The 24,303-nt window shown below is 57.4% G+C and carries 21 protein-coding genes; 8 read left to right on the forward strand and 13 right to left on the reverse strand.

The genetic code is table 11. The annotated features are described in order from the left end of the window. Nucleotides 1-46 precede the first annotated feature (46 nt). Genes HSS18214_RS0110450 through otnC form a run of 3 tightly spaced genes read left to right on the forward strand, consistent with a single transcriptional unit; the run spans nt 47 to nt 3,502 of the window. Nucleotides 47-1,537, forward strand: a complete 1,491-nt coding sequence (locus tag HSS18214_RS0110450) for a tripartite tricarboxylate transporter permease (protein ID WP_016915250.1) — start codon at nt 47-49, stop codon at nt 1,535-1,537. A 22-nt stretch (nt 1,538-1,559) separates the two neighbouring features. Then, nucleotides 1,560-2,846 (forward strand): 3-oxo-tetronate kinase, encoded by a 1,287-nt coding sequence (gene otnK, locus HSS18214_RS0110455; protein WP_016915251.1) that lies wholly within the window; start codon nt 1,560-1,562, stop codon nt 2,844-2,846. Beyond that, on the forward strand, nt 2,843-3,502 hold the full coding sequence (gene otnC, locus HSS18214_RS0110460) for a 3-oxo-tetronate 4-phosphate decarboxylase (protein ID WP_016915252.1): 660 nt from the start codon (nt 2,843-2,845) through the stop codon (nt 3,500-3,502). Before otnK ends, otnC begins: the two co-directional genes overlap by 4 nt. On the opposite strand, the gene HSS18214_RS0110465 is transcribed toward otnC, so the two are convergent. Then, nucleotides 3,499-4,005 carry an Lrp/AsnC family transcriptional regulator gene (locus tag HSS18214_RS0110465; protein ID WP_083844190.1) on the reverse strand — a complete coding sequence of 169 codons (507 nt, stop codon included), beginning with the start codon at nt 4,003-4,005 and terminating at the stop codon, nt 3,499-3,501. The genes otnC and HSS18214_RS0110465 overlap by 4 nt on opposite strands. A 207-nt stretch (nt 4,006-4,212) precedes the next feature. Here HSS18214_RS0110465 and HSS18214_RS0110470 point away from each other — a divergent pair, with 207 nt between their 5' ends. The 4 genes from HSS18214_RS0110470 (at nt 4,213) to HSS18214_RS19540 (ending at nt 7,235) form a co-directional block, all read left to right on the forward strand. After that, nucleotides 4,213-5,229: a 1-aminocyclopropane-1-carboxylate deaminase gene (locus tag HSS18214_RS0110470; RefSeq protein WP_016915254.1), complete on the forward strand. Its 1,017-nt coding sequence runs from the start codon at nt 4,213-4,215 to the stop codon at nt 5,227-5,229. Nucleotides 5,230-5,379: 150 nt separating this feature from the next. Then, nucleotides 5,380-5,718: a DUF6482 family protein gene (locus HSS18214_RS0110475; protein ID WP_016915255.1), complete on the forward strand. Its 339-nt coding sequence runs from the start codon at nt 5,380-5,382 to the stop codon at nt 5,716-5,718. 158 nt (nt 5,719-5,876) lie between these two features. After that, nucleotides 5,877-6,470, forward strand: coding sequence for a magnesium transporter MgtE N-terminal domain-containing protein (locus HSS18214_RS19535; protein ID WP_016915256.1), 594 nt, complete (start codon nt 5,877-5,879; stop codon nt 6,468-6,470). A 24-nt stretch (nt 6,471-6,494) separates the two neighbouring features. After that, nucleotides 6,495-7,235 (forward strand): magnesium transporter, encoded by a 741-nt coding sequence (locus HSS18214_RS19540; protein ID WP_016915257.1) that lies wholly within the window; start codon nt 6,495-6,497, stop codon nt 7,233-7,235. Between the two features lie 83 nt (nt 7,236-7,318). Here the strand turns inward: HSS18214_RS19540 and HSS18214_RS0110485 are convergent, their stop codons facing one another. The 5 genes from HSS18214_RS0110485 to iolE (HSS18214_RS0110505) form a co-directional block, all read right to left on the reverse strand. Further along, on the reverse strand, nt 7,319-8,998 hold the full coding sequence (locus HSS18214_RS0110485; protein ID WP_040461023.1) for a purine-cytosine permease family protein: 1,680 nt from the start codon (nt 8,996-8,998) through the stop codon (nt 7,319-7,321). A 170-nt stretch (nt 8,999-9,168) separates the two neighbouring features. Next, nucleotides 9,169-10,167: a Gfo/Idh/MocA family protein gene (locus tag HSS18214_RS0110490; RefSeq protein WP_016915259.1), complete on the reverse strand. Its 999-nt coding sequence runs from the start codon at nt 10,165-10,167 to the stop codon at nt 9,169-9,171. Between the two features lie 13 nt (nt 10,168-10,180). Further along, nucleotides 10,181-11,350 (reverse strand): Gfo/Idh/MocA family protein, encoded by a 1,170-nt coding sequence (locus tag HSS18214_RS0110495; protein ID WP_016915260.1) that lies wholly within the window; start codon nt 11,348-11,350, stop codon nt 10,181-10,183. A 24-nt stretch (nt 11,351-11,374) separates the two neighbouring features. Beyond that, nucleotides 11,375-12,538 (reverse strand): Gfo/Idh/MocA family protein, encoded by a 1,164-nt coding sequence (locus HSS18214_RS0110500; RefSeq protein WP_016915261.1) that lies wholly within the window; start codon nt 12,536-12,538, stop codon nt 11,375-11,377. Between the two features lie 66 nt (nt 12,539-12,604). Then, nucleotides 12,605-13,525 carry a myo-inosose-2 dehydratase gene (iolE, locus tag HSS18214_RS0110505; protein ID WP_050980305.1) on the reverse strand — a complete coding sequence of 307 codons (921 nt, stop codon included), beginning with the start codon at nt 13,523-13,525 and terminating at the stop codon, nt 12,605-12,607. Between the two features lie 74 nt (nt 13,526-13,599). On the opposite strand from iolE (HSS18214_RS0110505), the gene HSS18214_RS0110510 reads away from it, so the two are divergent. Continuing rightward, nucleotides 13,600-14,649 (forward strand): LacI family DNA-binding transcriptional regulator, encoded by a 1,050-nt coding sequence (locus tag HSS18214_RS0110510; RefSeq protein ID WP_016915263.1) that lies wholly within the window; start codon nt 13,600-13,602, stop codon nt 14,647-14,649. Nucleotides 14,650-14,738: 89 nt separating this feature from the next. Here HSS18214_RS0110510 and HSS18214_RS0110515 read toward each other — a convergent pair whose 3' ends face one another. The 7 genes from HSS18214_RS0110515 to HSS18214_RS0110545 all read right to left on the reverse strand — a co-directional run bounded on the left by HSS18214_RS0110515 (nt 14,739) and on the right by HSS18214_RS0110545 (nt 24,105). Further along, the gene (locus tag HSS18214_RS0110515; protein ID WP_016915264.1) at nt 14,739-16,241 is read right to left on the reverse strand and encodes a CoA-acylating methylmalonate-semialdehyde dehydrogenase; all 1,503 of its coding nucleotides are present in this window, start codon (nt 16,239-16,241) and stop codon (nt 14,739-14,741) included. 24 nt (nt 16,242-16,265) lie between these two features. Beyond that, nucleotides 16,266-17,165: a myo-inosose-2 dehydratase gene (gene iolE / locus HSS18214_RS0110520; RefSeq protein WP_016915265.1), complete on the reverse strand. Its 900-nt coding sequence runs from the start codon at nt 17,163-17,165 to the stop codon at nt 16,266-16,268. Between the two features lie 54 nt (nt 17,166-17,219). Beyond that, nucleotides 17,220-19,070 (reverse strand): 3D-(3,5/4)-trihydroxycyclohexane-1,2-dione acylhydrolase (decyclizing), encoded by a 1,851-nt coding sequence (iolD, locus tag HSS18214_RS0110525; protein WP_016915266.1) that lies wholly within the window; start codon nt 19,068-19,070, stop codon nt 17,220-17,222. 33 nt (nt 19,071-19,103) lie between these two features. Then, nucleotides 19,104-21,023 (reverse strand): bifunctional 5-dehydro-2-deoxygluconokinase/5-dehydro-2-deoxyphosphogluconate aldolase, encoded by a 1,920-nt coding sequence (locus HSS18214_RS0110530; protein WP_026001874.1) that lies wholly within the window; start codon nt 21,021-21,023, stop codon nt 19,104-19,106. Between the two features lie 280 nt (nt 21,024-21,303). Beyond that, the gene (gene iolG, locus HSS18214_RS0110535) at nt 21,304-22,314 is read right to left on the reverse strand and encodes a bifunctional inositol 2-dehydrogenase/D-chiro-inositol 1-dehydrogenase (RefSeq protein WP_016915268.1); all 1,011 of its coding nucleotides are present in this window, start codon (nt 22,312-22,314) and stop codon (nt 21,304-21,306) included. Between the two features lie 14 nt (nt 22,315-22,328). Beyond that, nucleotides 22,329-23,225, reverse strand: coding sequence for a sugar phosphate isomerase/epimerase family protein (locus HSS18214_RS0110540; protein ID WP_016915269.1), 897 nt, complete (start codon nt 23,223-23,225; stop codon nt 22,329-22,331). Between the two features lie 55 nt (nt 23,226-23,280). Further along, nucleotides 23,281-24,105, reverse strand: coding sequence for a TIM barrel protein (locus tag HSS18214_RS0110545; RefSeq protein ID WP_016915270.1), 825 nt, complete (start codon nt 24,103-24,105; stop codon nt 23,281-23,283). Between the last annotated feature and the right edge of the window lie 198 nt (nt 24,106-24,303).

The following is a 24,303-nucleotide window of genomic DNA, read 5'->3' on the forward strand; positions in this document are numbered from 1 at the left end:
CTGATGCTCTCCCTTGTCATCACTGTTTTCTGTCAAGGAGCTACCCATGCTTGAGAATTTTCTTGGCGGGTTAGCCGTCGTGATGCAGCCCCTGAACCTGCTGCTGCTGACTTCTGCCGTGTTCATCGGCTTCATCGGTGGCGCCCTGCCGGGCATCAGCGGTGTGATTCTGGTCGTGATTCTGCTGCCCATCACGTACGGCATGGACTCCACCACGGCCTTCATGGTGCTGACGGCCATTTATGGAGCCACGGTTTTCTCGGGGCTGATCACGGCCATTCTCTACCGTGCGCCGGGCACCCCGGAAGCGGTCATGACCGCGTTCGATGGCTACCCCATGACGCAGCAAGGCCAGGCTGGCAAAGCGCTGGGCATCGGCGTGCTCAGTTCGGCCATTGGCGGGCTGGTCGGCACCATTGCCTTGATCATTTTCACACCGATGCTGGCCACCATGGCGCTGCGCTTTTCGTCCCCGGAGTATTTTGCTCTGGCGGTTTTAGGGCTGACGGTGGTGGCGTCACTCGGCGGACGCTTGATATATGGCCTGATCGGCGCGACCTTGGGGCTATTCATCGCCACCATCGGGATCGACCCGCTCACCGGCACCAGCCGCTACACCTTCGACAACCTGAACCTGATGGAAGGTGTCGGGCTGATTCCCATGATCGTGGGCCTGTTTGCCGTCTCGGAGGTCATGAAGCGCGCGCTGGATCAAGATACCCATCAGCCGCTCAAGAAGGTGAAGGTCAAGATCTTCGACCTGCCCATCCTGCGCAAGATCGGCCCGACGCTGACGCGCTCTTCCTTGATTGGCGTCATCATCGGCATTCTGCCGGGCATCGGTGCCAGCACCGCCGCCATGGTCAGCTATAGCGAGACGGTGCGCTGGTCCAAACATCCTGAAAAGTTTGGCAAAGGGGCACCCGAGGGCATTGCGGCGCCTGAGTCGGCCAACAATGCCGCCGCCATGGGCGCCTTGGTGCCGCTGTTTGCTCTGGGCATTCCCGGCAGTGGCACGACGGCCGTGATTCTGGGGGCGTTCATCATGCACGGCCTGCAGCCAGGGCCCATGTTCATGATGACGCACAGCAGTCTGATCTATGCCGTGTTTGCGGGCCTGTTCATCGTCAACTTCATGATCCTGCTGTTCTCCAAGCCCTTCATCACCCTGTTTACCAAGCTGCTGAACGTTCCGTATTCCGCTCTTGGGCCCATCATCATCATGTGCTGCATCGTGGGCACCTACTCGGTGCGCAACTCGATGTTCGATGTGTGGCTGATGCTTGGCTTCGGTGTGCTGGGGTTCCTGCTGGAGAAACTCAAATTCCCGCTGGTCTCCATCATTCTTGGCTTGGTACTGGGGCCCATCGCCGAGAGCGAGCTTCGCCGTGCGCTCTCCATGTCGCAGGGGGATCTGTCGATTTTCTTCACGCGACCCATCAGCGCTTCGTTACTGGCCGTGGCAGCGCTGCTGCTGACCATCACCATTGTCATGCCGCTCATCAAGCGCGCGCGCCTGAATAAAGCGACTTCTTAACCTCTGACCACGGAAGCGACCCATGACTCTTCTCCTTGGTGCCATCGCCGATGACTTCACCGGCGCCACCGATCTGGCCAATAACCTGGTGCGCGGCGGCATGCGCTGCCTGCAGGTGATCGGCGTGCCGCAAGAAGCGGTGGACCTTCGCGACATCGATGCCGTGGTGGTGGCGCTCAAGTCGCGCTCCTGCCCGGTGGAAGAGGCCGTGACCGACTCCCTGGCCGCCCTCGATTGGCTGCGCGCCCAGGGCGCCCGACAGCTGTTCTTCAAGTACTGCTCCACCTTCGACTCCACCGACGAGGGCAACATCGGCCCCGTGGCCGATGCCCTGCTGGAGGCATTGGGCGCAGCTCAAACCGTGATGGTGCCAGCCTTCCCGGTCAATGGCCGCACGGTATACCAGGGGCACCTGTTCGTCGGCGACCGTTTGCTCAACGACAGCGGCATGCAGCACCACCCGCTCACCCCCATGCAGGATGCCGATCTGGTCCGCGTGCTCTCCCGCCAAACGCCTCACGCCGTGGGGCTGGCCAGCCGCCAAGTGCTGGCGAACGGTGCCGAGGCCACCGGGGCGCATTTGTCGTCCCTGGCCGAACAGGGCGTACGCCATGTGATCTGTGACACCCTGGATGAGCAGGATTTGGACGTGCTGGCCGAAGCCACCGTCTCGATGGCGCTGGTCACTGGCGGTTCAGGCCTGGGCCAGGCGCTGCCCGCGCAGTACCGAGCCCAAGGCTGGCTGGAGACGATCACCGAACCGGGGCGTTTAGCGCCTGCGGCGGGCGGGGCGCTGGTACTGTCGGGTAGCTGCTCACGGGCCACCCTGGCGCAAGTGGCCGACTTCCTGGCCAAGCACCCGGACGGTGGCTTTGCACTGGACCCTTTATCGCTGAGCGAAGGCGACAAGCAGTGGGAGCAGGCGCTGGCCTTCGCCCTGGAGCGCTTGCCGTTGCAGGCCCCCACCCTGATCTACGCTTCGGCCGACCCGGACAAGGTGAAAGCGGCCCAGGCGGCGTTGGGCGTTGCCCAGGCCGGGCACCTGGTGGAAACCGCACTGAGCCACTTGGCGGTCACGCTGGTCAATGAAGGCGTGGGCCGCTTGCTGGTGGCGGGGGGCGAAACCTCCGGCGCGGTGGTTTCGGCGCTGGGCATTACCACGCTGCGCATCGGTGAGCAGATCGACCCCGGCGTACCTTGGACCCAGTCCCCGTGGCTAGGCCGTGAGGCGCCGCTGTCGCTGGCGCTGAAGTCCGGCAACTTTGGCGGCGTGGACTTCTTCACCCGGGCCTTCGAGGTGCTGGCATGAGCACGCCCCTTCGCCACCGGCATCAGAACGCCCTGCGCGAGCAGATCAGCACGCTCGGTAAATCCTTGTTCGACCGGGGCCTGACCATGGGCTCCAGCGGCAATATCAGCGTGCGGCTGGACGATGGCGGCTGGCTGATGACCCCCACCAACGCCTGCCTGGGGCGGCTAGATCCGGCCCGTATTTCGCACCTGGACCCGCAGGGCCAGCTGCTCAGCGGTGATGCGCCCACCAAGGAGCAGTTCCTGCACATGGCCATGTACGACGAGCGCCCGCAGTCTGGCGCCATCGTGCACCTGCACTCCACCCACTCGGTGGCGGTGTCGTGCCTGCCGGGGGTAGACCCCTGCGACTGTATTCCACCGCTCACCGCCTACTACGTGATGCGGGTGGGCAAGCTGCCGCTGGTGCCTTATCACATTCCTGGAGACCCTCAGCTGGGGGAGGCCGTGCGTGGGCTAGCGGGCAAGCACAGCGCGGTGCTGCTGGCCAACCACGGCCCGGTGGTGGCGGGGAATACCCTCGAAGCGGCGGTGTATGCCACCGAAGAGCTGGAAGAGACCGCCAAGCTGTACCTGCTGCTGCGAGGCGAGAACCCGCGCGGGTTGACGCCGGAGCAGGTCGCCGAGCTGGAAGCGCGTTTTCCCAGGGATTAGATCGGCACCTTATGAGTCGACACCACCTCCCGCAGCCCCATGAACGAACGAATCTGACGCACGCCGGGCAGGTAGAGCAACTGCTCGGCGTGTAGCCGGTTGAAGCTTTGGCTATCCCTGGTGCGCACCAGCATGAAGTAGTCGAACTCCCCGGTGACCACGTGGCACTCCATGCAGCCCGACACTTTTTGAGCCGCCGCCTCGAACGCCGCGAAAGATTCTGGCGTCGAGCGGTCCAGCACTACGCCAATCAACACCACCATGCCTGCCTGCAGGGGCTCCGGGTTCAGGTGGGCCACGATTCGGCTGATCACCCCGTCTCGCTTCAGTTTTTCGACACGCCGCAAACAGGCCGCAGGGCTGAGGTTCACCTGCTCGGCCAGCGCCACATTGGAAAGCGTCGCATCCTCCTGAAGCAGCTTGAGAATACGCTTGTCGATACGATCCAGCTCACCGCCCATGGCATGGGGCTCTGAGGCCCCTCCCGCTCGCTTGGCACACATTATTATTTACTAAAATAACGAATTTACGAATTAATCAAACCTACAAACGCAACTAGACAATCCATTGTTGTTTATAAAGCCCTCATTTCGCAACCCGCCAGGATAGGCAAGCGCCTACTATAAACCTCAGGGAGCACGCCAACGTTCCAACCACCGTTACCCCGCGATCCTTGTCTATCGCGTTGACTGCCAATGCAGGAGCTTGCCATGAACCTTGAACGCTACCCCCGTTATCCACTGACGTTCGGCCCCTCCCCGATCACACCTCTCAAACGGCTGAGCGCCCATCTGGGCGGCGAGGTCGAGCTGTATGCCAAGCGCGAGGACTGCAACAGCGGCCTGGCCTTCGGCGGCAACAAGACCCGCAAGCTGGAGTACCTCATTCCCGAAGCGCTGGAGCAAGGCTGCGATACGCTGGTGTCGATTGGCGGAATCCAGTCCAACCAGACGCGTCAGGTGGCTGCCGTCGCGGCGCACCTGGGCATGAAGTGCGTTCTCGTTCAGGAGAACTGGGTGAACTACTCCGATGCGGTGTATGACCGGGTCGGCAATATCGAGATGTCGCGCATCATGGGGGCCGACGTTCGCCTGGATGCTGCCGGTTTCGATATCGGCATTCGCCCTAGCTGGGAGCAGGCCATGGAGGATGTGCGCCAGCAGGGCGGCAAGCCGTTCCCCATTCCCGCGGGCTGTTCCGAACACCCCTACGGCGGTTTGGGCTTCGTCGGCTTTGCCGAAGAGGTGCGCCAGCAGGAAAAAGAGCTGGGCTTCACCTTCGACTATATCGTGGTGTGCTCGGTGACCGGCAGCACCCAGGCCGGGATGGTGGTGGGCTTTGCCGCCGATGGCCGCGCCCAGCGTGTGATCGGCATCGACGCCTCGGCCAAGCCCGAGCAAACTCGGGCGCAGATTCTGCGCATTGCCCGCCACACCGCCGAGCTGGTCGAACTGGAAGGCGGCATTGCCGATGACGACGTGATCCTGGACACCCGCTACGGCGGCCCCGAATACGGCCTGCCCAATGAAGGCACCCTAGAGGCCATTCGCCTCTGCGCCCGCCTGGAAGGCGTGCTCACCGACCCGGTGTACGAAGGCAAGTCCATGCACGGCATGATCGATAGGGTGCGCAACGGCGAGTTCCCGGCAGGCTCCAAGGTGCTGTATGCCCACCTGGGCGGCGTGCCCGCCCTCAATGCCTACAGCTTCCTGTTCCGCAACGGCTGACCAGGACGAGTGCGGTTGGGCCATGCCCACGCCCGAGCGGGCAACTGCTCGGGCTTTTTGGCGAGGGGTGGCCAATCCAACAAAAGCTATACAAATATGTCACATTTATTAGACTCATCTGGCATGCCTGCAAGCCAATGAGGTGACACCATGCCATCGCCACTCCCCCTTCGCCTGACCCTGGACGAACTGGCCCATCTTGCCGAACCGCGGCCCGAGGTCGAACTGCACGGGCTCGACATGGGCTGGTATATCGTCCGGCTCCATCGTGACCACTCCGTCAGCCTGCTCAGCACGGCCCAAGGCGACACTCAGCGCTTCAGCGGCACCCAGTGGGTCAGCCGCGCCCTGGCGCCCCTGGGCTTTACCCATGGCACGCTGACCTGGGCAGAGGCTGCCGATGAAATGATTGGCCACCCCACGCCCCCCGTCTCTGACCAACAGCGCCTTCAGCAGGGCGTCCGCGTGGCCTTTGCCACGCGGCATTGAGGCATCACCCGTCGCGGCCGTTGCGGCCATCGCGGTCAACCCTGCCCAAGGCGCAATCCCCTCGTGGCTTTCGACCTGACCTGCCGATAAGATGGTCAATGAGCCATCATGGGCTTCCAAGCAGTTGTTTCAAAAAGTTTTCCCAGAGGATGGGCTCTATGCGTGACGAAGAGAAGTACACCAATACCGAAGAACAACTGCTGTACCTGCAAAAGTTGTTGGATGACGAAGACACCCTAGCCCTGCACGAACTGTTCAATGAGCTCGACTTTCTGGCCATCGCGCGCACCCTCGAGTCGTTCCCTGCCAAAACCCGAGACCAGCTATGGGACTACATTCCCGAAACCATCATTGGTGAGGTGCTGGCGGAAGTCGACGAAGACATCCGCGCCGACTACATCGAAGACCTGACCGCCAGCGATGTCGAGCAGATCGTCAAAGGCCTGGACGCTCAGGAAGTCGCCGAGGTTCTCGATGTTGCGGACGAAGAGATCAAAACGTCCGTTTATGCCAGCCTGGACCAGGAGATTCGCGCCCAGGTCGAAAACCTCTACACCTATGAAGAGGACATGGTGGGCCGTTACATGGACCCGGAAACGGTCAATGTAAAACAAGGCGTCTCCCTGGAGGCCGTTCAGCGCTACATTCGTATACACCGGCTGCTGGATGTCGACTCTCAGCAGGTCATGGTGACCGACAAGGATAAACGCCTGCTCGGTACGCTGACGCTGATCGACCTGGTCAAGCAGTAGCAGGAGCGCTCCGTCGACGAATTCATGGATAGCGCGCCTTATACCTTGCATGACCAGATGAAGGTCAGCGACGCTGCCAGCCTGCTGCGCTCGAAAGAGCTTCACTTCGTGCCCGTGTGCAACAGCGAAGGGCAGTTGGTGGGCCAATTGAATGCCGCCGACATACTCGAAATCACCCAGGATGACGCAGACCTGACGCTGAAACACATGTCCGGCGTCAGCGATGAAGAAGAAGTGTTCACCCCCATCGTACGCAGCGCGAAAAGCCGGGGTATCTGGCTGGGCATCAATTTGCTGACGGCGTTTCTGGCGGCCTTCGTCATTGGCCAGTTCGAGGCGGTGCTGGACCAGATCGTGGCGCTCGCCATTCTCATGCCGGTCGTGGCCAGCATGGGTGGGATTGCCGGAAGCCAGACCCTGACCGTGGTCATACGCGGTTTGGCCTTGGGGCAAATTGCCGGTAACAACAAACGCTGGCTCTATAACAAGGAGCTTTGGGTCGGCATGAGCAACGGCCTGGTATGGGCCCTGGTGGTGGGCGGTATTTCCTACCTGTGGTTTGGCCAGACCCTGATCACGCTGGTCATTACCCTCGCCATCTTCATCAACATGAGCCTCGCCAACCTCTCGGGCGTACTGATCCCGCTGGTGCTGAAGCGCCTGCAGATCGACCCGGCGCTGTCTGGCGCGGTCATTCTGACGACGGTCACGGATGTGGTGGGCTTTCTATCATTCTTGGGGCTGGCGACGATGATTATCTTATAAGGATTGAGAAGGAAGCAGTTTCCCTTTCAGACAATCGCCACCCACTAGGGGTGGCGACTGCGTGTCTAGATCAACGAGGTTGTTTACTGGCTACGCGGTAAACGGCGGCGCTTCATCCATACCGTGGCTGCCACGAAGTAAACCAAAGTGGGCACTACGATCAGCACTTGGAAACTGTCTAAATGAGACGTGGCATCAACGCCTTGCCACCAAGACCAACCCGCCATGCCCAAAATGACGACCAAGCAAGCAACAGAGATAAAGTACCAGGGGTCGCGCCGACGTACCGCCAGGTGGGAAGCCGCTTTATCGCTTCCTGGCGCGCTCGGATTCGTCGGTCCGTAGGCCTCATGATAGAAGTCAATGCTGTCCTCGACCATGCCGGTTTGGAGTCGACAAAGCAGCGGATACGCGATGAAGCTCGTAATCCACACGGGAATAAACAGCGTAAACAGATGCAGCGACCCCTCGACGAGCAGCATCACACCCGCCAATACCCCGATGCCCCAGGCCATGAAGGCGGGACGGTTGTTGGCTAGGCCTTGGTGTTCACGCCAGAAGGGACGAATGTTCATACGCGGCAGCAAAAAGTGCTCAGCAGCAATGATGGCACCCACCGGGGCAATGAGCATAATGAAGTAGGACAGCACGTTCAGCCATTGAGTAAACACAAACGGGAAACACGCAATTAGCGTGGTGGCAACGCCAGTAATCGCCGTCACTCGAACGCGGGAGTGCTGGGGAAAAACCGCCTGAAAAGCAAGGCCTGCACGGTAAAGGCTTGGAATTGATGTCGTCCACCCCGCGATCACCACCGCAATGAGCCCCATTGCGCCAAGAATACGGAAGGCAACGCCACCGGGGTCCATTTGGGTCAACTGATCGCCTGCCAGCAGTGCGGCAGTGGCGCCCATCAAGCCCGCGCACACCCACGCCATGTAGTGACCAATGTACATGCCTGCTGCAGAAAAGTAGCCGTAGGAGGACTTACGCGCAAAGCGCAGAATCGACATGTCACTCATACCAAGATGCATGGGTAGATTCGCCCCCCAGGCCCAGGCCGCAATGACCCAAACCGAAATGCCCGGTGCTCCATCAGGCGTCGCACCTGTCCATACAAACGTGTCTACCACGCCGGACAGCGTGGTTAAGCCATCCAGCTCGCCCATGTGCATTAGCACCGGTATCGCTACCACGCCGCTGGCCAAGAACATCGTCGCCATCCAGGGTGAGCAGACGGTGGAGAAGTTCGCAATCAACTTGAACCCTTTCAGGGTCATCCACACGGTGATCGCACCTACGAACAGCACTAGCGCGACGAAGCTCAGGCTCTGCGGATACCAAGCGGTTTGGGGTGGGATAGAGGTCACTACTCGAAAGGCAGAGGCCGAGACCGTAATCATCGCCCCCGAGACCACCGCAAAGATTAAGCCGTTAAGCAAATTATAAATCGTCGAGAACCGCTTACCGGCCAGCCGTTCCAGATACCAGTAGATCGTCATTCTTGAGCGAACGGCCACCGGGCTACAAACCCATGCCCAGGACAGGACTGCCAGCAGGTTACCAATCAGCAACCCCCACAGCAGGTCGCTGGTGCTGACACCGAGCGCAACGAGTGAAGCGCCGATCACAAACTCGGTGCCTGCTACATGCTCACCGGCATAAGAGCCCAGAAAGTATTTACCGCTCAATTGGTGGCTAGTCGGGATACGCTGGCGTTCGAATTCACCTGACGGCGTTGAGGCAGCGGATTGGGCGCCCATTCGAGTATGGGACGCCAGCGCTGGAGAGTGGGTGCTCATGCGCATCTCCTATTGTTGTTGGGGCTATAAGCACTGAGAGTTTGAATATAATCAACAATCAGATCATGATTGGAATTTATATTCTATTATTCCCATTTTCAAACTTAACGTTCAATACTTTGGTCGACCTCTCACGTTATCAGTCCTGCGATTGCTACTCGCTCCCCTATTTGTAAAGAGCGTACAGCAGCATCTGCGATAGCTTGTGCTCGAAGCGCTGACGTCACGTTGGGGTAGCTGACGTCCTCACCTTCCAAACCACGCACAAAGGCATTTAACCCAATAGAGAACGATGTCTCGATGCGTGCGAGCCAGTCATCATCCAGCCCATCACGTCTTTCGTGTTTCCCACGATATACCGATAAGTGTCGAGAAGGCTGGCGACGCGACTCAGCCATGCCTTCTGAACCAAAAAGCTCTATTCGCTCGTCGTAACCGTAACCAGTACGCCGAGTACAATCGATTTGCGCCAGCGCACCAGAGGCCATACGTAACGTGATGATCGACGTGTCCACATCACCAAGCTGGCCGATCTTTGGATCCGACAACGCGCCACCAAAGACATGGATTTCCACCGGCTCATCATTGGTGAGCCAGCAAAGCAGATCAAAAAAGTGGATGGCTTGGTCGTGCATTTGTCCTCCCGACGTTTTTATGTACTCCATCGGTGGGGTGGCCTGTGATCGACAGGTCATCTGAACCAGCTCAACGCGACCGATCTCTCCCGCCATCATGGCCTCTTTTAGAGCAGCATGGCTTTCATCAAAGCGGCGGTTGAAACCGATCATAAAGGGGACTTTCGCCTCACGGACGGCCGCTACCGCTTGCTCGGCTCTCTGGGTACTCAAGTCAATCGGCTTTTCACAGTAAATCGCCTTACCCGCATTGGCAGCACGCTCAACATACTCGGCATGTGTAGCGGTTGAGGAAGCGATCAGCACGGCATCGACATCACTTGCAAATACCTCATCGATGGATGCCGGCCTCGTCTGATACTGCTTGGCCAGTGATACCGCTTTGTCGGCATCAATGTCAGCAATGACCTCTAATGAAACGCCAGGGTGACGAAACAAGTTCCGGGCGTGGAGGGAGCCAATGAAACCAGCTCCTATTAAGGCAAAACGTTGCATGTAACTCCCTCCTTTAAAGGGGTGTGGACAAAGGGATATCGACCCAGCGACCCTCTCGCTGATAGGACGTCTCGACAGCGCTGACAAAGCGCACACCAAGCAGCCCATCGCGACTGTTTGGAAGCGGCACTTCCGGGTGCTCCGCCTGTCCCGTGTGACGATAACGCGTAATGACATCGGCGATATCGCTATACAGATTGGCGAACGATTCGATAAATCCCTCAGGGTGGCCCAGTCCTACGCGCGTCAGCCGCGCCTGGGCATGGCTCTGACTCGCGTGCCCCTGCACAAGGGTTTCTCGTCGCCCGTCAGGATATTTCATGACCAGATAGTGTGGATCCATCTGGCACCACTCCAGCGAGGCCTTATCGCCAAACAAGCGGATGCGCAAGCCATGCTCATGGCCAGTTGCCGCCATGCTGACCCATACCGAGCCGCGAGCACCATTGGCTAAACGTACCTGCAGCTGGGCATCGTCAAACACACGCCTGCCAGGGACACACGTACTCAGTTCTGCGGAAACAGCGGTTATTTCCTGACCACTGACGAAGCGCAAGAGTTGGTGCGCATGAGTCCCCAAATCAGAGATGAGACTGGTGGTGCCGGATTGCGACGGGTCGAGCCGCCAAGCTGCCTGCTTGTTATTGGGATCATCCTCCTCTTTGGCGGCGGCCCAGCCAGAAGCATGCTCCACCATGGCAATTCGCAGGGCCCCGATCCCCCCCGTTCGCACCAGATGAGCAGCTTCACGAACCATGGCATAGGCGCTGTAGTTATGTGTCAAAGCGAACACCAGCCCCCGCGACTCGGCCAACGCATGCAATTGCTCTGCCTCCTGCAGATCTCCCGTCATGGGCTTGTCACAGATCACATGAATGCCAGCGTCCAGAAAAGCGAGAGATACCGGATAGTGACTATCATTGGGCGTGACGATGACAACGGCCTCGATACCGTCCTCTCGACGCCCCTCTTCCTGGGCCATTTGTGCGTAGTTTTCGTAGACCCGCGAGGCATCCACCCCCAGCTCGTCTGCCGCTTGCTGTGACTTCTCCCTTGATCGGGAGAAAGCCCCTGCCACCAGTTCATAGCGATTATCCAGCCGCATGCCCATCCGGTGTGCCTTCGCGATGCCAGCGCCAGGACCACCGCCCACCATGCCGACACGAATTTTTTGCGCCACCATGTCGTGCTCCTTCTATTAAGTCTCTTAAATACAAACCCACTGGCCGCTTTGTGAGGAATCGTCCATTGCCGTAATGATGCGCTGGTTATCGCGCCCAAAGGCAAAATTCGGATAACAGTCGTTCAGGTGAGCAATGCCTTGTATAAGGTCGTAAATTTCGATGACTTTGATATCGAAGAAACCAAGGCCACCGCCAGCAAAGTCAAAGCCGAAGAAAGCGCTGTATTGAGGCACCTGAGAACCAGCCAACAGGGTTTTAAAACCACGATCGCGTTTATCGTCATTAAAGCGATACACCTGAAGTTCGTTGAAACGCTCACCGTCCATGTAGAGCGTGCCCTCGGTACCTGACACTTCCCAGTACACGCCGAACACACGTCCTGCCGCGACGCGGGAGCTTTCAATGACGCCTGCGGCGCCAGAGGTGAACTTCACTAGCGCCTGCGTCTGGTCGTCGTTATCCACCCGACGCATCTGCGCATCCTTGTCTACCTTGCTGGCGTACCCGGCATCATTGGTGGGCACGGGGCGTTCGGTAATCTGTGTTTGCGTCTGGCAGTTGACCTGATCAACATCGCCCATCAGAAATTGGGCTACGCTGATGATGTGCGCGCCCAGATCGCCCAAGGCCCCCGTACCGGCCCCCTCTCGAGAGCAACGCCACGACCAAGGCAGCGCGGGATCGTTGAAAAAGCCCTGATCAAAGGTCCCGCGGAAACGAATCGGGCGCCCGATATCACCTGCATCGATCAGCTGCTTGGCCAGCAGTGCGGCAGGGGTTTTGATATTGTTGAAGGCCACCATGGTTTTCACACCAGCGCGCTCGGCAGCCTCATGCATCTCACGGGCCTGTTCGTCGTTCATCGCCAACGGCTTCTCGCAATACACGTGCTTACCTGCGGCAATCGCGGCCATTGCCATCTCATGATGCAGTGAGTTGGGCGATGTGATATCGATCACATCGACGCAGGGGTCGTCCACTAGCTGGCGCCAGTCCCCGTAGGCCTTCTCAAACCCTAAACGGCTGCGCGCCATCTCGGCTGCCTCGGCCCCCTGATCAGCGATAGCATAGAGGTGTGGCGAGAGCGGCAAATCCCGATACAACATCCGCGCCCGGTGATAGGCATCCGCATGTGCTTGCCCCATAAAACCGCTACCAATCAACCCAATATTGAGTGTTTTTGTCATGTGGGTATCTCCTGTCCATTACGAAACGCCAGACGGCGCTGTTAGCGTTCTTTGCACGTCAAGTACTTAACGATGCGCGAGTAGATTCGTCATGTGACGGTAGGCGATCTGGGCCATCTGCTTAGGCGGCGCTTTGCTTGGGTCCTGCTCCGCTTCGACGATCATCCAGCCCTGGTAATCTGCGCTCATGGCAAAATCGATCAACGGTGAAAAGTCCAGGTAGCCATCGCCAGGCACGGTGAACATGCCGTTGCGCACGCCTTGATTGAAGCTGAGATCGTTCTGACGAACATTTGCCATGACGTCGCGACGAATATCTTTAAAGTGCAGATGATTGATACGCTTGCCATGCCGCGAAAGAAGGCCTCTCAAGTCTCCGCCACCGGCAACGACGTGACCGGCATCGAATAAAAGGCCGACGGATTCCCCCGTGTGAGCCATCAGGGCGTCTATTTCGGCTTCGGTTTCAACCACCATCATAAGATGGGCATGATAGGCCAGCGCGATCCCGTGACGAGCCTTGAGCGTTTCGGCAAAGCGCGTCATGCGTTCGCCATAGCGCTGCCAGTCGGCTTGCGCTATCGCGGGTGATTGTGACAACGAGGCATCCAGCGGCGCGCTCCCAGGCATCAGGCCGCACTCGCCGTACACCATGACGCTGGCACCGCATGCCGCCAGAAGGTCGGCATGCGGTGCCACCTCCTCAAGTTCGGTGTCCACATCTCTCTCTGCCAAAAACCCGGAGTACCAGCCGCTGGCCAACAATAGGTTAAAATCGGCGAGTAATGGCTTGAGCACAGCCGCATTGCGAGGAAAGTGTCGTCCCATTTCTACGCCCTGATAACCGCACTCTGCCGCTTCCCTCAAGAAGGTTTCCACGGGGGTGTGGTCACCAAACTCGGTAATGACGTCGTTGGTCCAGCTCAGCGGATTAATACCCAGCATTAACTGGTGGGGCGTTAGTAGATCGGCGAGTGTGGGCTGCATATCGACCTCTGACCGTTGATTTTTGATAGATAATGATAGATTATTGATAAAAACATCATTGAAGGCGATAATCCATGACCAGGAAGCCCTCGTCGACCCCTACTATGGTCGATATTGCTAAAACAGCAGGCGTCGGTGTTGCAACCGTTGATCGCGTTTTCAGCGGCCGCGCAAAGGTGCGAAAGGACACTTACGAAAGGGTTGTAAAAGCAGCTAAATCATTAGGTTACGAATCAAAGAAAACAGAGGAACACGCATTATTTCAGTCAATGAATCGCCCAGCGAGACGACTTGGCTTTCTCCTTCAGAAGCGTCGTTCCCCGGTGTATCGCCTGATTGCAGACTCTTTGATCGAAGCATCAAAAAACTATCAAGAATGCATCATCACACCGGTAATCGAGTATTGCGACACGCTGGACCCGCTACAGGTCTCTGAGGCGCTGTCACGTCTTGGCGAACAAGTGGATGCGATTGGCGTGGTGGCGACCGATCATCCCGAGGTATCGCAAGCCATTGCGCGGCTTCGCCAGCGCGACATTCCCGTCTTTGCACTCTTGTCGGAACTACCGGCAGGCGGGCACAGTGCCGGGTTTATTGGTCAGGATGCTCGAAAAATGGGGCGCACTGCCGGATGGGCCATGAGCCAGATGACCCAACCGGGCCCGGTGGGCATTATCACCGGCAGTCATCGCTACGTTTGCCAGGAACTCTACGAGATAGGGTTTCGCGGCTATTTTCGCGAGAAGGCACCGCAGTTTAGCGTCATCGAGCCGATATTTAGCCAAGAGGAAGCCACGCTGGCTGCCCAAGCGACTCAGGCGCTGCTAGAAGCCGAACCACATCTAACAGGGCTTTATGTCGCGGGAGGTGGCATTGAGGGCGTGGTGGCAACACTGCGTGCCAGCGGACGAAGCGACCTCTTCGTCTTAGGGCATGATTTGACCGCGACGACACGTGGAGCGCTGATAGACGGCACCCTAAATATGCTGCTCTCTCTGCCCCGTCGGGAGCTGGCAGAGCGCACCGTGGACGCCATGATGGACTGGTTTACATCGAAGAATAGACTGGAAGGGACGCGGCAATTCATCTTGCCGATCGATATTTACACACCGGAAAGCCTATAGGCGCCCTTAGTGGCACCTCGACATGTCAGTATGCCTTAGCTCCCTTGTGATGGCCCCAGCGTTTTACACGTTGGGGCCATGTGCAGGGTTTAGAGAGTCGGCATGGTAAAGTGATTAGTCTCTTCACGGATGCCGCTCGGCCAGCGCTGAGTAATGGTCTTCATGCGCGTATTGAAACGCACTCCATCCGGGCCATGCATATGCAAGGGACCGAACAGCGAACGCTTCCAGCCGCCAAAGCTGTGGAACGCCATCGGCACCGGGATCGGTACGTTGACGCCAACCATGCCGACCTGGATTTGCTCGCAGTACTGGCGCGCCGCGTCGCCGTCCCGGGTGAAGATCGCCGTACCGTTGCCGTACTCGTGGGCGTTGATCATCGCGACCGCCTCGTCGAAACTTGCGACGCGACTAATGGCCAGCACTGGACCAAAAATCTCTTCAGAGTGGATGCGCATGCCGGGCGTCACATGATCAAACAGCGTGCCGCCAACGAAGTAACCGTCTCCCGCGCCGTCGATACGTGTCTCACGACCATCGACCACCAGCTCGGCACCCTCATCTACACCGGTTTGAATGTACCCTTTGACTTTCTCCAGGTGCTCCCGCGTAATCAATGGCCCCATATCGTTGTCCGGGCCGTCGACCAGGCCAGGCCCGACGCGCAGGTTGGCAAGCTCTGCCTCGAGTTTCTCACGCAAGCGATTGGCGGTCTCTTCACCGACCGGGACGGCGACGGAGATTGCCATGCACCGCTCACCCGCCGATCCGTAGGCCGCCCCCATCAGCGCGCCCACCGCCTGGTCGAGATCGGCATCGGGCATAATCACCATGTGGTTCTTGGCGCCCCCTAGGGCTTGCACTCGCTTGCCGTGGGCAGATGCCGTGGCGTAGATGTACTCAGCAATCGGCGTCGAGCCAACGAAGCTCACCGCCTGCACCCGCTCATCAGTGAGCAGAACGTCGACCGACTCTTTATCGCCGTTCACTACGTTGAATACGCCGTCCGGCAGACCGGCTTGCTTGAGAAGCTCCGCCAGACGCATCGGCGTGGAAGGGTCTTTCTCCGAGGGCTTCATGACGAAGGTGTTGCCACAGGCCAGTGCAATCGGGAACATCCACATCGGCACCATCGCCGGGAAGTTGAAGGGTGAGATACCCGCGCACACGCCGAGCGGCTGCATCATCGAGTAGCTGTCCACTCCAGTACCCACGTTCATGGAGTGCTCGCCCTTTTGCAGATGCGGAATGCCACAGGCGAACTCGACGACCTCGAGTCCACGCGTGACCTCTCCTTTGGCGTCCGAGAACACCTTGCCGTGTTCGCTCGAGATCAGGCGCGCTAGCTCGTCGGTATGCTCTTCTACCAGCGATTTGAACTTAAACAAAATACGTGAGCGCTTGAGGGGCGACACTTTGGCCCAAGCGGCAAACGCCTCATGGGCAACACGCACCGCTTCGGCGGTTTCTGCAGCGGTCGAGAGGGACACGTCCAGCGCCTTCTCCCCTGTGGCGGGGTTATAAACGGGGGCTGTACGACCGCTCTGGCTGGTCACGATGTGGCCGTTAATGAAGTTACCTAGCGTACTCATGATGCAGTCCTCTTGGTGGTCGGGTTACGCGTCTACGGTCAAACGAGCGTCGGCACAAAAACGACGCAAATTGTCATGGCCTAAACAGGCGTAAGTAAGCGGATGGGCTACGGAAGGATCTTGCTCTGCTTCCACCACCATCCACCCGGAGTAACCGCTTTCGCGAAGCCCTTCAAATAGGGTGGTGTAATCGATATAGCCATCTCCCGGCACGGTGAACATGCCATTCAATACACCGTCGAGGAAACTAAGATCCCGGTTCCGAACATCAGCCAGCACTTCCTTGCGAATATCCTTGCAATGCACATGGACGATTCGGTCTGCATATTGCCTCTGTAAGGCCACCGGATCGCCGCCTGCGGCCACCAAGTGACCGGTATCGAGAAGTAGCCCCACCGACGGTGCGGCCTCGGACATCAGCCGGTCGATCTCGCTGGGTGTTTCCACCACGGTGCCCAGATGGTAGTGATAAGCCATCTGCACGCCCTGCTCTAGGCAGTAATCAGCCACTTGATTAAGCCGGGGAATGAAGGTTTTCCAGCCCTCCTCACTCATACGAGGCGAATGCGAAAGAGGTGTCTCACGCTGGCCGTGAACACAGTGGGTCACCTCACAAAACACCATCACAGTCGCACCCAGGGACTTGAGCAAATGCAGGTGAGGTTTGAGCGCTTCAATTTCCTCCTCGGCACTGCGGGTAAGCAGCTCACTGCTGTACCACCCAGAGACCAGGGAAAGCCCCTGTTTGTCTAAAATCGGCCCCAGCACGTCCGGTTCACGGGGAAACTTATGACCTAGCTCAAAACCAGAAAAGCCTGCTTTTTTACCTTCTGAAAGACAGGTCTCCAGCGGCGTATCGCCTCCCAAGGCGGGCATGTCGTCATTGGTCCAGGTGAGCGGGTTAATTCCGAGTCTTACGCTCATGGCGGTCTCCGGTACTGTTATTATGTCGATGACATCAAGAGGAAAGTGGATCGTTTACAGGTTCTGGAATTGACGCGCTTTATAGGTTTCGTAGCGTTCTCGAGCCGTGCGCACTTCAGCGCGATCGGACACCTCGGGCACCGCGACGTCCCACCAAGAGCCTCCATCTTGTGTATCCGCCAAGGCATCGGTATCAATGGCGATCACATAACTCGTGTCAGAGGCCTTGGCACGTTCTAACGCGGCTTCCAGCGCTTGAATGTTTTCTACCTGCTCACTGCGGGCCCCGAGAGCCGCTGCATGGGCAGCAAAATCGGTTTTCGGTGCACCCGCCTCGACGGTAAGACAATCTTCCAGCATGTTGTTGAAGCCGGGTCCACCGCAGAATTGTTGCAGTCGATGAATACAGCCGTAGCCACGGTTATCCAGCACCACTGCGATAATCTTGTGACCAAGCATCACGGACGTCGCGATTTCCGAATTCAGCATCAGATAAGAGCCATCGCCTACCATGACGAAGACGTCTGAATCGGGCTTCGCCATCTTGACGCCCAAGCCACCGGCCAACTCATACCCCATGCACGAATAGCCGTACTCCATGTGATAGCCGCGATCAAACCGGGTACGCCAGAGTTTTTGCAGCTCGCCCGGCAGGCCACCGGCAGCACAAACCACGATATCCTGCTCACCGGCTGCCCGGTTAACCGCGCCAACGACTTCCGCATCGCAGGGTAACTTCGTGCCACGATCAGCGGTCACTCTATTGACCGTGTCATTCCAGTCGGCGCGTAGCTCCGCGGCTTGCTCAACCCAGCTGTCAGCAGGCTTCCAGCCGTCTAAACCATCGACTAATGCTGATAACGTGAGCTTGGCATCACCTACCAGCGACTGGCCTTTGTGCTTCACCGCGTCGAATGAAGCCACGTTAATGCTCAATAGTTTGGCGTGGGGGTTGATCATGGCTCGAGAGCCCGAGGCAAAGTCGCCGAGCCGAGTGCCTACGGCAATGATGAGATCGGCTTCTGCGGCGAGCGCGTTGGCTGCCGCGCCGCCGGTCACACCGATACTGCCCACGTTTTGGGCGTGGTCCCAGGGCAAGGCGCCTTTACCCGCCTGGGTTTCACCCACGGGGAGCTGGTAACGTGAGACCAGCGTGTCCAATTCCGGCAGCGCGCCTGAGTAATGGGCACCACCACCCGCGATGACCAGCGGCTTTTTGGCCTGACGAATGAGTTGCAGCGCATCGTCCAACTCTCGACGGTCCGCAGATTGACGACGCATTCGGTGTACTTTCTCGTCGAAAAAGTGCTCTGGATAATCAAAGGCAAAGGTTTGGATATCCTGCGGTAAGGCGAGTGTCACCGGGCCACACTCGACCGGGTCCGTGAGCACCCGCACCGCCTGAGGCAGCGACGTCAGCAACTGTTCAGGACGCGTAATACGATCAAAGAAGCGGCTGACCGGCTTGAAGCAATCATTGGACGTCAGCGTATGATCGTGGAAGTTCTCCACCTGCTGAAGTACGGGGTCGGGCATGCGCGTGGCGAAAGTATCTCCCGGCAGAAATAGGACGGGCAGCCGATTAACATGGGCCACTGCTGCAGCGGTGACCATATTCGTCGCCCCAGGGCCTGCAGAGGCGGTGCATGCCATGACCTGCCGACGATTGAGGGTTTTGGCATAAGCGATGGCCGCATGCGCCATGCCTTGCTCGTTGTGGGCCCGGTAAGTGGGCAGTGTCTCACGCGCTTGGTACAGCGCTTCGCCCAATCCCGCTACGTTACCGTGACCAAAAATGGCCCAAACGCCCGGAAACAGTGGCTTGATATCGCCATTGACCTCTACTTTTTGGGCCATCATGTAGCGTACAACAGCCTGCGCCATGGTGAGTCGAATAGTATTCATAGCCCTATCACTCTTGTCATCATTAGGAATACGTTAGGCTGCTTGCTGGCGCATCTGCCAAGCATTCACCAGTGCCATGTAGTTATCTAACACCGCTTGGACAAACTGTTCGTCATCGTAATCGCCACGCAGCCAGCGTCGGCTAGGTTCACCAAAAATGGAGCGACCTACGGCAAAGCCTTTGCACACGTCGACTCCTTTGCTGTCCATCAAGCCTTGTTTCAGCTCTTCCAAAGGGGCGTCCAAGCCCAGCATGACAACGCCACGACAGTGGGGCGCACGCGCTTTCAACAAAGCGCTGATGTGTTGCCAAGAGAGGGGCGTTTGCGGGGGAAGCTTCCACCAGTCGGGCTGCACGCCCAGGTTGTAAAAACGCTGCATGACATTGATGAAGATATCGTCATCAGCCTCTACATCACGGGGGGGAATGATTTCAAGCAGCAGCTCGTTACCGGCGTCCGCACAGGCGCGATAAAGCTCTATAACCTGCCGCTCTTGCGCTTGGCGTAACGCGACTTGATCCTCAGGGTGGTAAAACACCAGGCATTTAACGATGTGCTCTTTCGGCCAATGCTGTAAACGTGAACCAATGCTGCGTCCGCCTTCCAACTCGATCGGGCGTGAGCTTGGCAGCTCTACCGGGCGTGCAATCCACCAATTGCGTCCCGTGACATCGTTAAGCGCATCCTGCCCATAAGTATCATCGATCAATACCCCTACTTGGCTGTTGCCTAGCCGCTCACTACCCTGCTCAGCAGCCTTGACGAGCAGCTGTTTTAGGTAGGGGATTCGTGCAACGTCGGCCCCTTCCTCGCGGGCCATATCAAATAGCTGTTTGCGATGATCAAAAGCCAAGATGCATAAGTCATCCCACTGCTGCGGATGACGCTGCGTGGTGACGCGATGTAAATAGTTCAGCCGTGTGTCGAGGTCTGGACGGGGAATGCTCTCGGCGCGCGACAAATAGTCGTCCAGCTCTTCGGCGCTGGGTATGGCAGGCGCGCAGCCGTGGCGCGATACGACCAAGGCACCACAGGCATTGGCATAAGCACAGCTTTGCGTGTGGGACGCTTGATTCAACCAGCCGCGCAGAAAGCCGCTGATAAATGCATCGCCTGCGCCCAACACGTTGAGTACATCCACCTTGACGCCCGTATGCACAACAAACTCCGCCTCGGTGTCAGGGATCTCGCCATCTAGCACGGTGCATCCTTGGGCACCGAGTTTCAGCACAATGGTCGCGTCGGTCAGCTCACGGATTTTTTTCAGCGCAGTTATGGTATCCGTGCTTCCACCTGCGATATGCACCTCTTCTTCTGTCCCCACGACCAAGTCGAGATCAGGCAAGATAGTTTGCAGGTGACGGCTGACGCCCTCGTCGGAAATGAACCGGGTTTCGCCATCTCCAAGGGTGGTCAATCCCCACAGCACAGGACGATAATCAATATCCAAGACCACCTTGGTGCCCGCAGCCTTTGCATACTCAATCGCAGTTTTGCTGGTACGGTAGGTTTGCTCGGTGGAGAAGTGCGTTCCTGTGATGAGCAACGCTTTACTGGATGCGATGAACTCAGGATCGAAATCACCGCTATCGACGGCCATGTCCGCGCACTCATGGCGATAAAAAATCAGCGGAAAAGTCTCACGATCTTTGATGCCAAGAATAACCAAGCCCGTCAGTCGCTCTTTATCGGTGACGACATGGCTGACATCGACGCCTGCCCGTGACAACTCCTCGCGGACAAAGCGGCCCATGTGCTCGTCACCAACCCGCGTCAACATGGCCGATTTCAATCCTAGTCGCGCCGTTCCGTAAGCGATATTCCCTGATGACCCCCCCAGGTATTTGGCGAAACTGCTCATGTCCTCCAAGCGGCTACCCACTTGGTTGCCGTAGAGGTCAACAGCCGCTCGACCGAGGCAAATTAGGTCCAGTGTCTTGGTCTTGTTCATGACATCTCGTCCTGCGCATTATCCGTTCTCATACCTGCAGTGCCTGATACTTGAGTTACTTGAATGCAGGTGGCTAAGAGTGGGCGTTGTTATTGGATGATACTCAACTCAATATAGAATTTTTATTCCAAAAATTCAACAAATGAAAACAAGCATTCCATATGCTTTGGTCGTAATCAATACGCTTACCACTGGGTGGTAAAGGCGGGGGTGCGAACACACTTAAGAGAAAAAACGGCCCCGCCATTCAACGCGGAGCCGAGGTACCGCATGCCGGTAGTTAAGCGTAAAAGGCAGGGCGTTCGGGCATATCGACTGCTTCGATGGCGCCGGTTTCTTGGGCTTTAACACAGACATCACCCACGACGGCCGCTGCATAGCCATCCCAAGAAGAAGGGCCACTCAGTTCGCCAACAGCAGCACCATCAATGAAGGCCTGCAGTTCGACATCAAAGGCGTCGCCGAAACGTTTTTTCCAATCCATGAGAATTTCATTGGAGAGCTGCCCAGCTTGACGGAACTGCAAGGCTTGCGGCTCGGGTAAGCGGGCAACGCCCTCTTCGCCGACCACATCACACTGGATGTCATAGCCGTATTTGCAGTTGACAAAAACTTCGACGTCAATACGCACCCCTTTCACCGTCTCCAGCAGGACAATCTGAGGGTCGGCTACCTGACTATGGGCGTGGCGTGTCTTACGTGGGAACACCACCTGAGCACTTTTATAGTCGTCGTCCAGCAACCAGCGGAATGTATCCAGCTCATGAATCAGCGTGTCATGAATCGCCATCGGAGTGATGTACCGCTCAGGCACTTCCGGATTACGGTGAGCAGCGTGAACCATCAGCGGCTCGCCCAGTCGATTGTTATCGATAGCATCTTTCATCAGGCGATAGCCACTGTCGTACCGACGCATGAAGCCAACCTGAACAAGACGTTTACCTGCCTGCATCTCCGCATCGATGATATGGCGGCATCCTTCCGCCGTGGTGGCCAATGGCTTCTCACAAAAAACGGGCTTACCCGCCTTGATGGCGGCTAATACGTACTCTTCGTGGGTAGGTCCCCAAGAGGTCACCATCACGGCATCCACTTCCTGAGCTACGATCAGCGACTGACCGTCTTCATAGACCTTGGCATCAACGCCCAGACGCTCGACCACGGCTTTGGCCTGCTCGAGATTGACGTCCGTCACGGCGACAATGCGGGCGCCAGTCAGCTGCTGGGTAATACGACGGGCGTGCTCTTCACCGATCATCCCGGTGCCAATGATTCCGATATTTACAGACATGATTATTTTCCTTTTTATTTCCAGTACTTGTCTACGTAACGCTGAATCTCGCTACGCATGAACCGGTTGGAGGCTTCCGCTCGCTCTTCCCAACCGAAGACGCAACTGGAGAGCACGCCGTCGAACCCAATGTCATGCAGCGTCTTAAAGAAGACATCCCAATCAATTTCTCCCTCCCCCATATCCAGGTGCTGGTGAACGCGCGCCGTAGAGCCCGGGGGATTCACGATATAGCGCAATTCGGAAGAGGCCTTATGATTGAACGTGTCAGCAACCCTGGCATGGACCAACTCACCTTGAGTCGAGCGCAGGGTGGTTTCCAAATCATTGCCATAGAAGAAACAGTGCGGGGCAATATAAGAGCTTTTGATAGCCGGAGAATTAATGGTCTTGATGATCTCAACCGCCGGCTCCATGGTCTCGATCCAGTCCTCGGGGTGTGGCTCAATACTCAGCGTTAGCCCTTCGCGCTCCAGGATGGGCACCAATACATCCATGGAGCGCCAAAATGCGTTCTCACACGCTTCAGGCGTATGAAGACCCGAGCGGTCTGCCTGCGAGCGTTCCACAGAGCCACCGCGACCAAACTCAGAGATCAACAGCGGGTTATCCAGCTCTACCGCTACCTCGATAATCCGCTTCCAGTTATCCATGGCCATTTCCCACTCGTCGCGGTAGGGACTGGACCAGCGGTACATGGGCTGCATGGTGGCTAGGCCAACGTCATGCTCTTTCATAGCCTTCTTAAACGCCTTGATGGCCTCTGGATAAGCGCGAGGACGCGTCCACCACACCATAAAGTCGGGACGTGGCGATAGCTCGATATAGTCGTATCCAAGCTCTTTCGTTAGGCGGCAGATTTCGGGTAAAGAAAGATGCCGATGCATATGCGGGTCAAGGGCGATTTTCATCGAACTCTCCTCTCATCTTTATCGTTTGACGAGCTGGCAAGTAGACACTCACGAATCAGTTAATGAATTTTTGGATAAAATCCATGCTGTCTCGTAGTGATTTCACCGGGTCTTGAGCGGCGTGCACCGACTCAGCAAAAGGCTCGAAAGAGACATAGCCAGCGTAACCATCACTCAGTAGCTGCTTTAGCTGGCCGAGGTTATCAAGCCGATCACGCTCACCGACCAGAACGCGGTGCCCATCCAACATCTCAGAAAACGTGACGCCTCGGTCTTCCAGGCCCGAAATATGGACCAGGCCCGTTTGATCGGCAAAAAACTCCACTTCCCCTGCCCCCTGATGATGAAAGGTATCGTGTACTAGCGAGAAGCGAGAGGAGAGGCCAAGCGAGCGGATCACGTCTACGGCCTCAGCTTTATAGCGCAATGAGGAAATCGGAAAGCCCAGCGGCTCAACAAAGCCCTGAAGGTTATACTGACCCAAAATGCTTTCCAAGGCCGTAAGGGCGTGTTCGAGATTCACTCGTCGTTCACTGGCGCTGTATTGCGTATTGGCATCCACCAATGGGCAAAGCACCAACCCTTTCCCTCCTGCGGCGTGCACCCACTGCGCTAAGGTTTCTGCTTGCGCCTTGCGCTCTTCATTCCAACTATTGAAAGGGTAAAGCGCGTTCAGGCTCAACACCTCAATCCCTAGCGCCGCTGCTCGCTCACCGGCACGCTGTGCGGACGCCACATCGTTGATGCTGTTCTCGCCGACATCGTTACGTAACTCTACGGCACCAATGCCCATTTCAGAGGCAGTTTCGATTAACTGCTGCGGTGACCAACGGGGGTTTACCATATGATTTAGCGCTAATTTTATATTGTGCTGCGCCATGGTGGTCTCCAGATAGTGAGTGTATCGCTGTGAAGTAAGGATAAGCCGACGCCCAACACGTTAGACGAACGTAGAGGCAGCGCTAACCAACGCTGAAAACAGAATAGAACATACATTCCAGTCGTTCAATACACAGAATATTCAATTCAAAAAAAATTGTTTAGCAAATCGATAATGTTCAATTAAATCAATATCTTA

The sequence above is a fragment of the Vreelandella stevensii S18214 genome (genome assembly GCF_000275725.1).
In the GTDB taxonomy this organism is placed as follows: domain Bacteria; phylum Pseudomonadota; class Gammaproteobacteria; order Pseudomonadales; family Halomonadaceae; genus Vreelandella; species Vreelandella stevensii.

What these genes read in the sequence shown, in the direction of transcription:
- HSS18214_RS0110450 (WP_016915250.1), top strand. Translation starts at nt 47, where the DNA reads ATGCTTGAGAATTTTCTTGGCGGGTTAGCCGTCGTGATGCAGCCCCTG.
- otnK (WP_016915251.1), top strand. Translation starts at nt 1,560, where the DNA reads ATGACTCTTCTCCTTGGTGCCATCGCCGATGACTTCACCGGCGCCACC.
- otnC (WP_016915252.1), top strand. Translation starts at nt 2,843, where the DNA reads ATGAGCACGCCCCTTCGCCACCGGCATCAGAACGCCCTGCGCGAGCAG.
- HSS18214_RS0110465 (WP_083844190.1), bottom strand. Translation starts at nt 4,005, where the DNA reads ATGTGTGCCAAGCGAGCGGGAGGGGCCTCAGAGCCCCATGCCATGGGC.
- HSS18214_RS0110470 (WP_016915254.1), top strand. Translation starts at nt 4,213, where the DNA reads ATGAACCTTGAACGCTACCCCCGTTATCCACTGACGTTCGGCCCCTCC.
- HSS18214_RS0110475 (WP_016915255.1), top strand. Translation starts at nt 5,380, where the DNA reads ATGCCATCGCCACTCCCCCTTCGCCTGACCCTGGACGAACTGGCCCAT.
- HSS18214_RS19535 (WP_016915256.1), top strand. Translation starts at nt 5,877, where the DNA reads ATGCGTGACGAAGAGAAGTACACCAATACCGAAGAACAACTGCTGTAC.
- HSS18214_RS19540 (WP_016915257.1), top strand. Translation starts at nt 6,495, where the DNA reads ATGGATAGCGCGCCTTATACCTTGCATGACCAGATGAAGGTCAGCGAC.
- HSS18214_RS0110485 (WP_040461023.1), bottom strand. Translation starts at nt 8,998, where the DNA reads ATGGGCGCCCAATCCGCTGCCTCAACGCCGTCAGGTGAATTCGAACGC.
- HSS18214_RS0110490 (WP_016915259.1), bottom strand. Translation starts at nt 10,167, where the DNA reads ATGCAACGTTTTGCCTTAATAGGAGCTGGTTTCATTGGCTCCCTCCAC.
- HSS18214_RS0110495 (WP_016915260.1), bottom strand. Translation starts at nt 11,350, where the DNA reads ATGGTGGCGCAAAAAATTCGTGTCGGCATGGTGGGCGGTGGTCCTGGC.
- HSS18214_RS0110500 (WP_016915261.1), bottom strand. Translation starts at nt 12,538, where the DNA reads ATGACAAAAACACTCAATATTGGGTTGATTGGTAGCGGTTTTATGGGG.
- iolE (WP_050980305.1), bottom strand. Translation starts at nt 13,525, where the DNA reads ATGCAGCCCACACTCGCCGATCTACTAACGCCCCACCAGTTAATGCTG.
- HSS18214_RS0110510 (WP_016915263.1), top strand. Translation starts at nt 13,600, where the DNA reads ATGACCAGGAAGCCCTCGTCGACCCCTACTATGGTCGATATTGCTAAA.
- HSS18214_RS0110515 (WP_016915264.1), bottom strand. Translation starts at nt 16,241, where the DNA reads ATGAGTACGCTAGGTAACTTCATTAACGGCCACATCGTGACCAGCCAG.
- iolE (WP_016915265.1), bottom strand. Translation starts at nt 17,165, where the DNA reads ATGAGCGTAAGACTCGGAATTAACCCGCTCACCTGGACCAATGACGAC.
- iolD (WP_016915266.1), bottom strand. Translation starts at nt 19,070, where the DNA reads ATGAATACTATTCGACTCACCATGGCGCAGGCTGTTGTACGCTACATG.
- HSS18214_RS0110530 (WP_026001874.1), bottom strand. Translation starts at nt 21,023, where the DNA reads ATGAACAAGACCAAGACACTGGACCTAATTTGCCTCGGTCGAGCGGCT.
- iolG (WP_016915268.1), bottom strand. Translation starts at nt 22,314, where the DNA reads ATGTCTGTAAATATCGGAATCATTGGCACCGGGATGATCGGTGAAGAG.
- HSS18214_RS0110540 (WP_016915269.1), bottom strand. Translation starts at nt 23,225, where the DNA reads ATGAAAATCGCCCTTGACCCGCATATGCATCGGCATCTTTCTTTACCC.
- HSS18214_RS0110545 (WP_016915270.1), bottom strand. Translation starts at nt 24,105, where the DNA reads ATGGCGCAGCACAATATAAAATTAGCGCTAAATCATATGGTAAACCCC.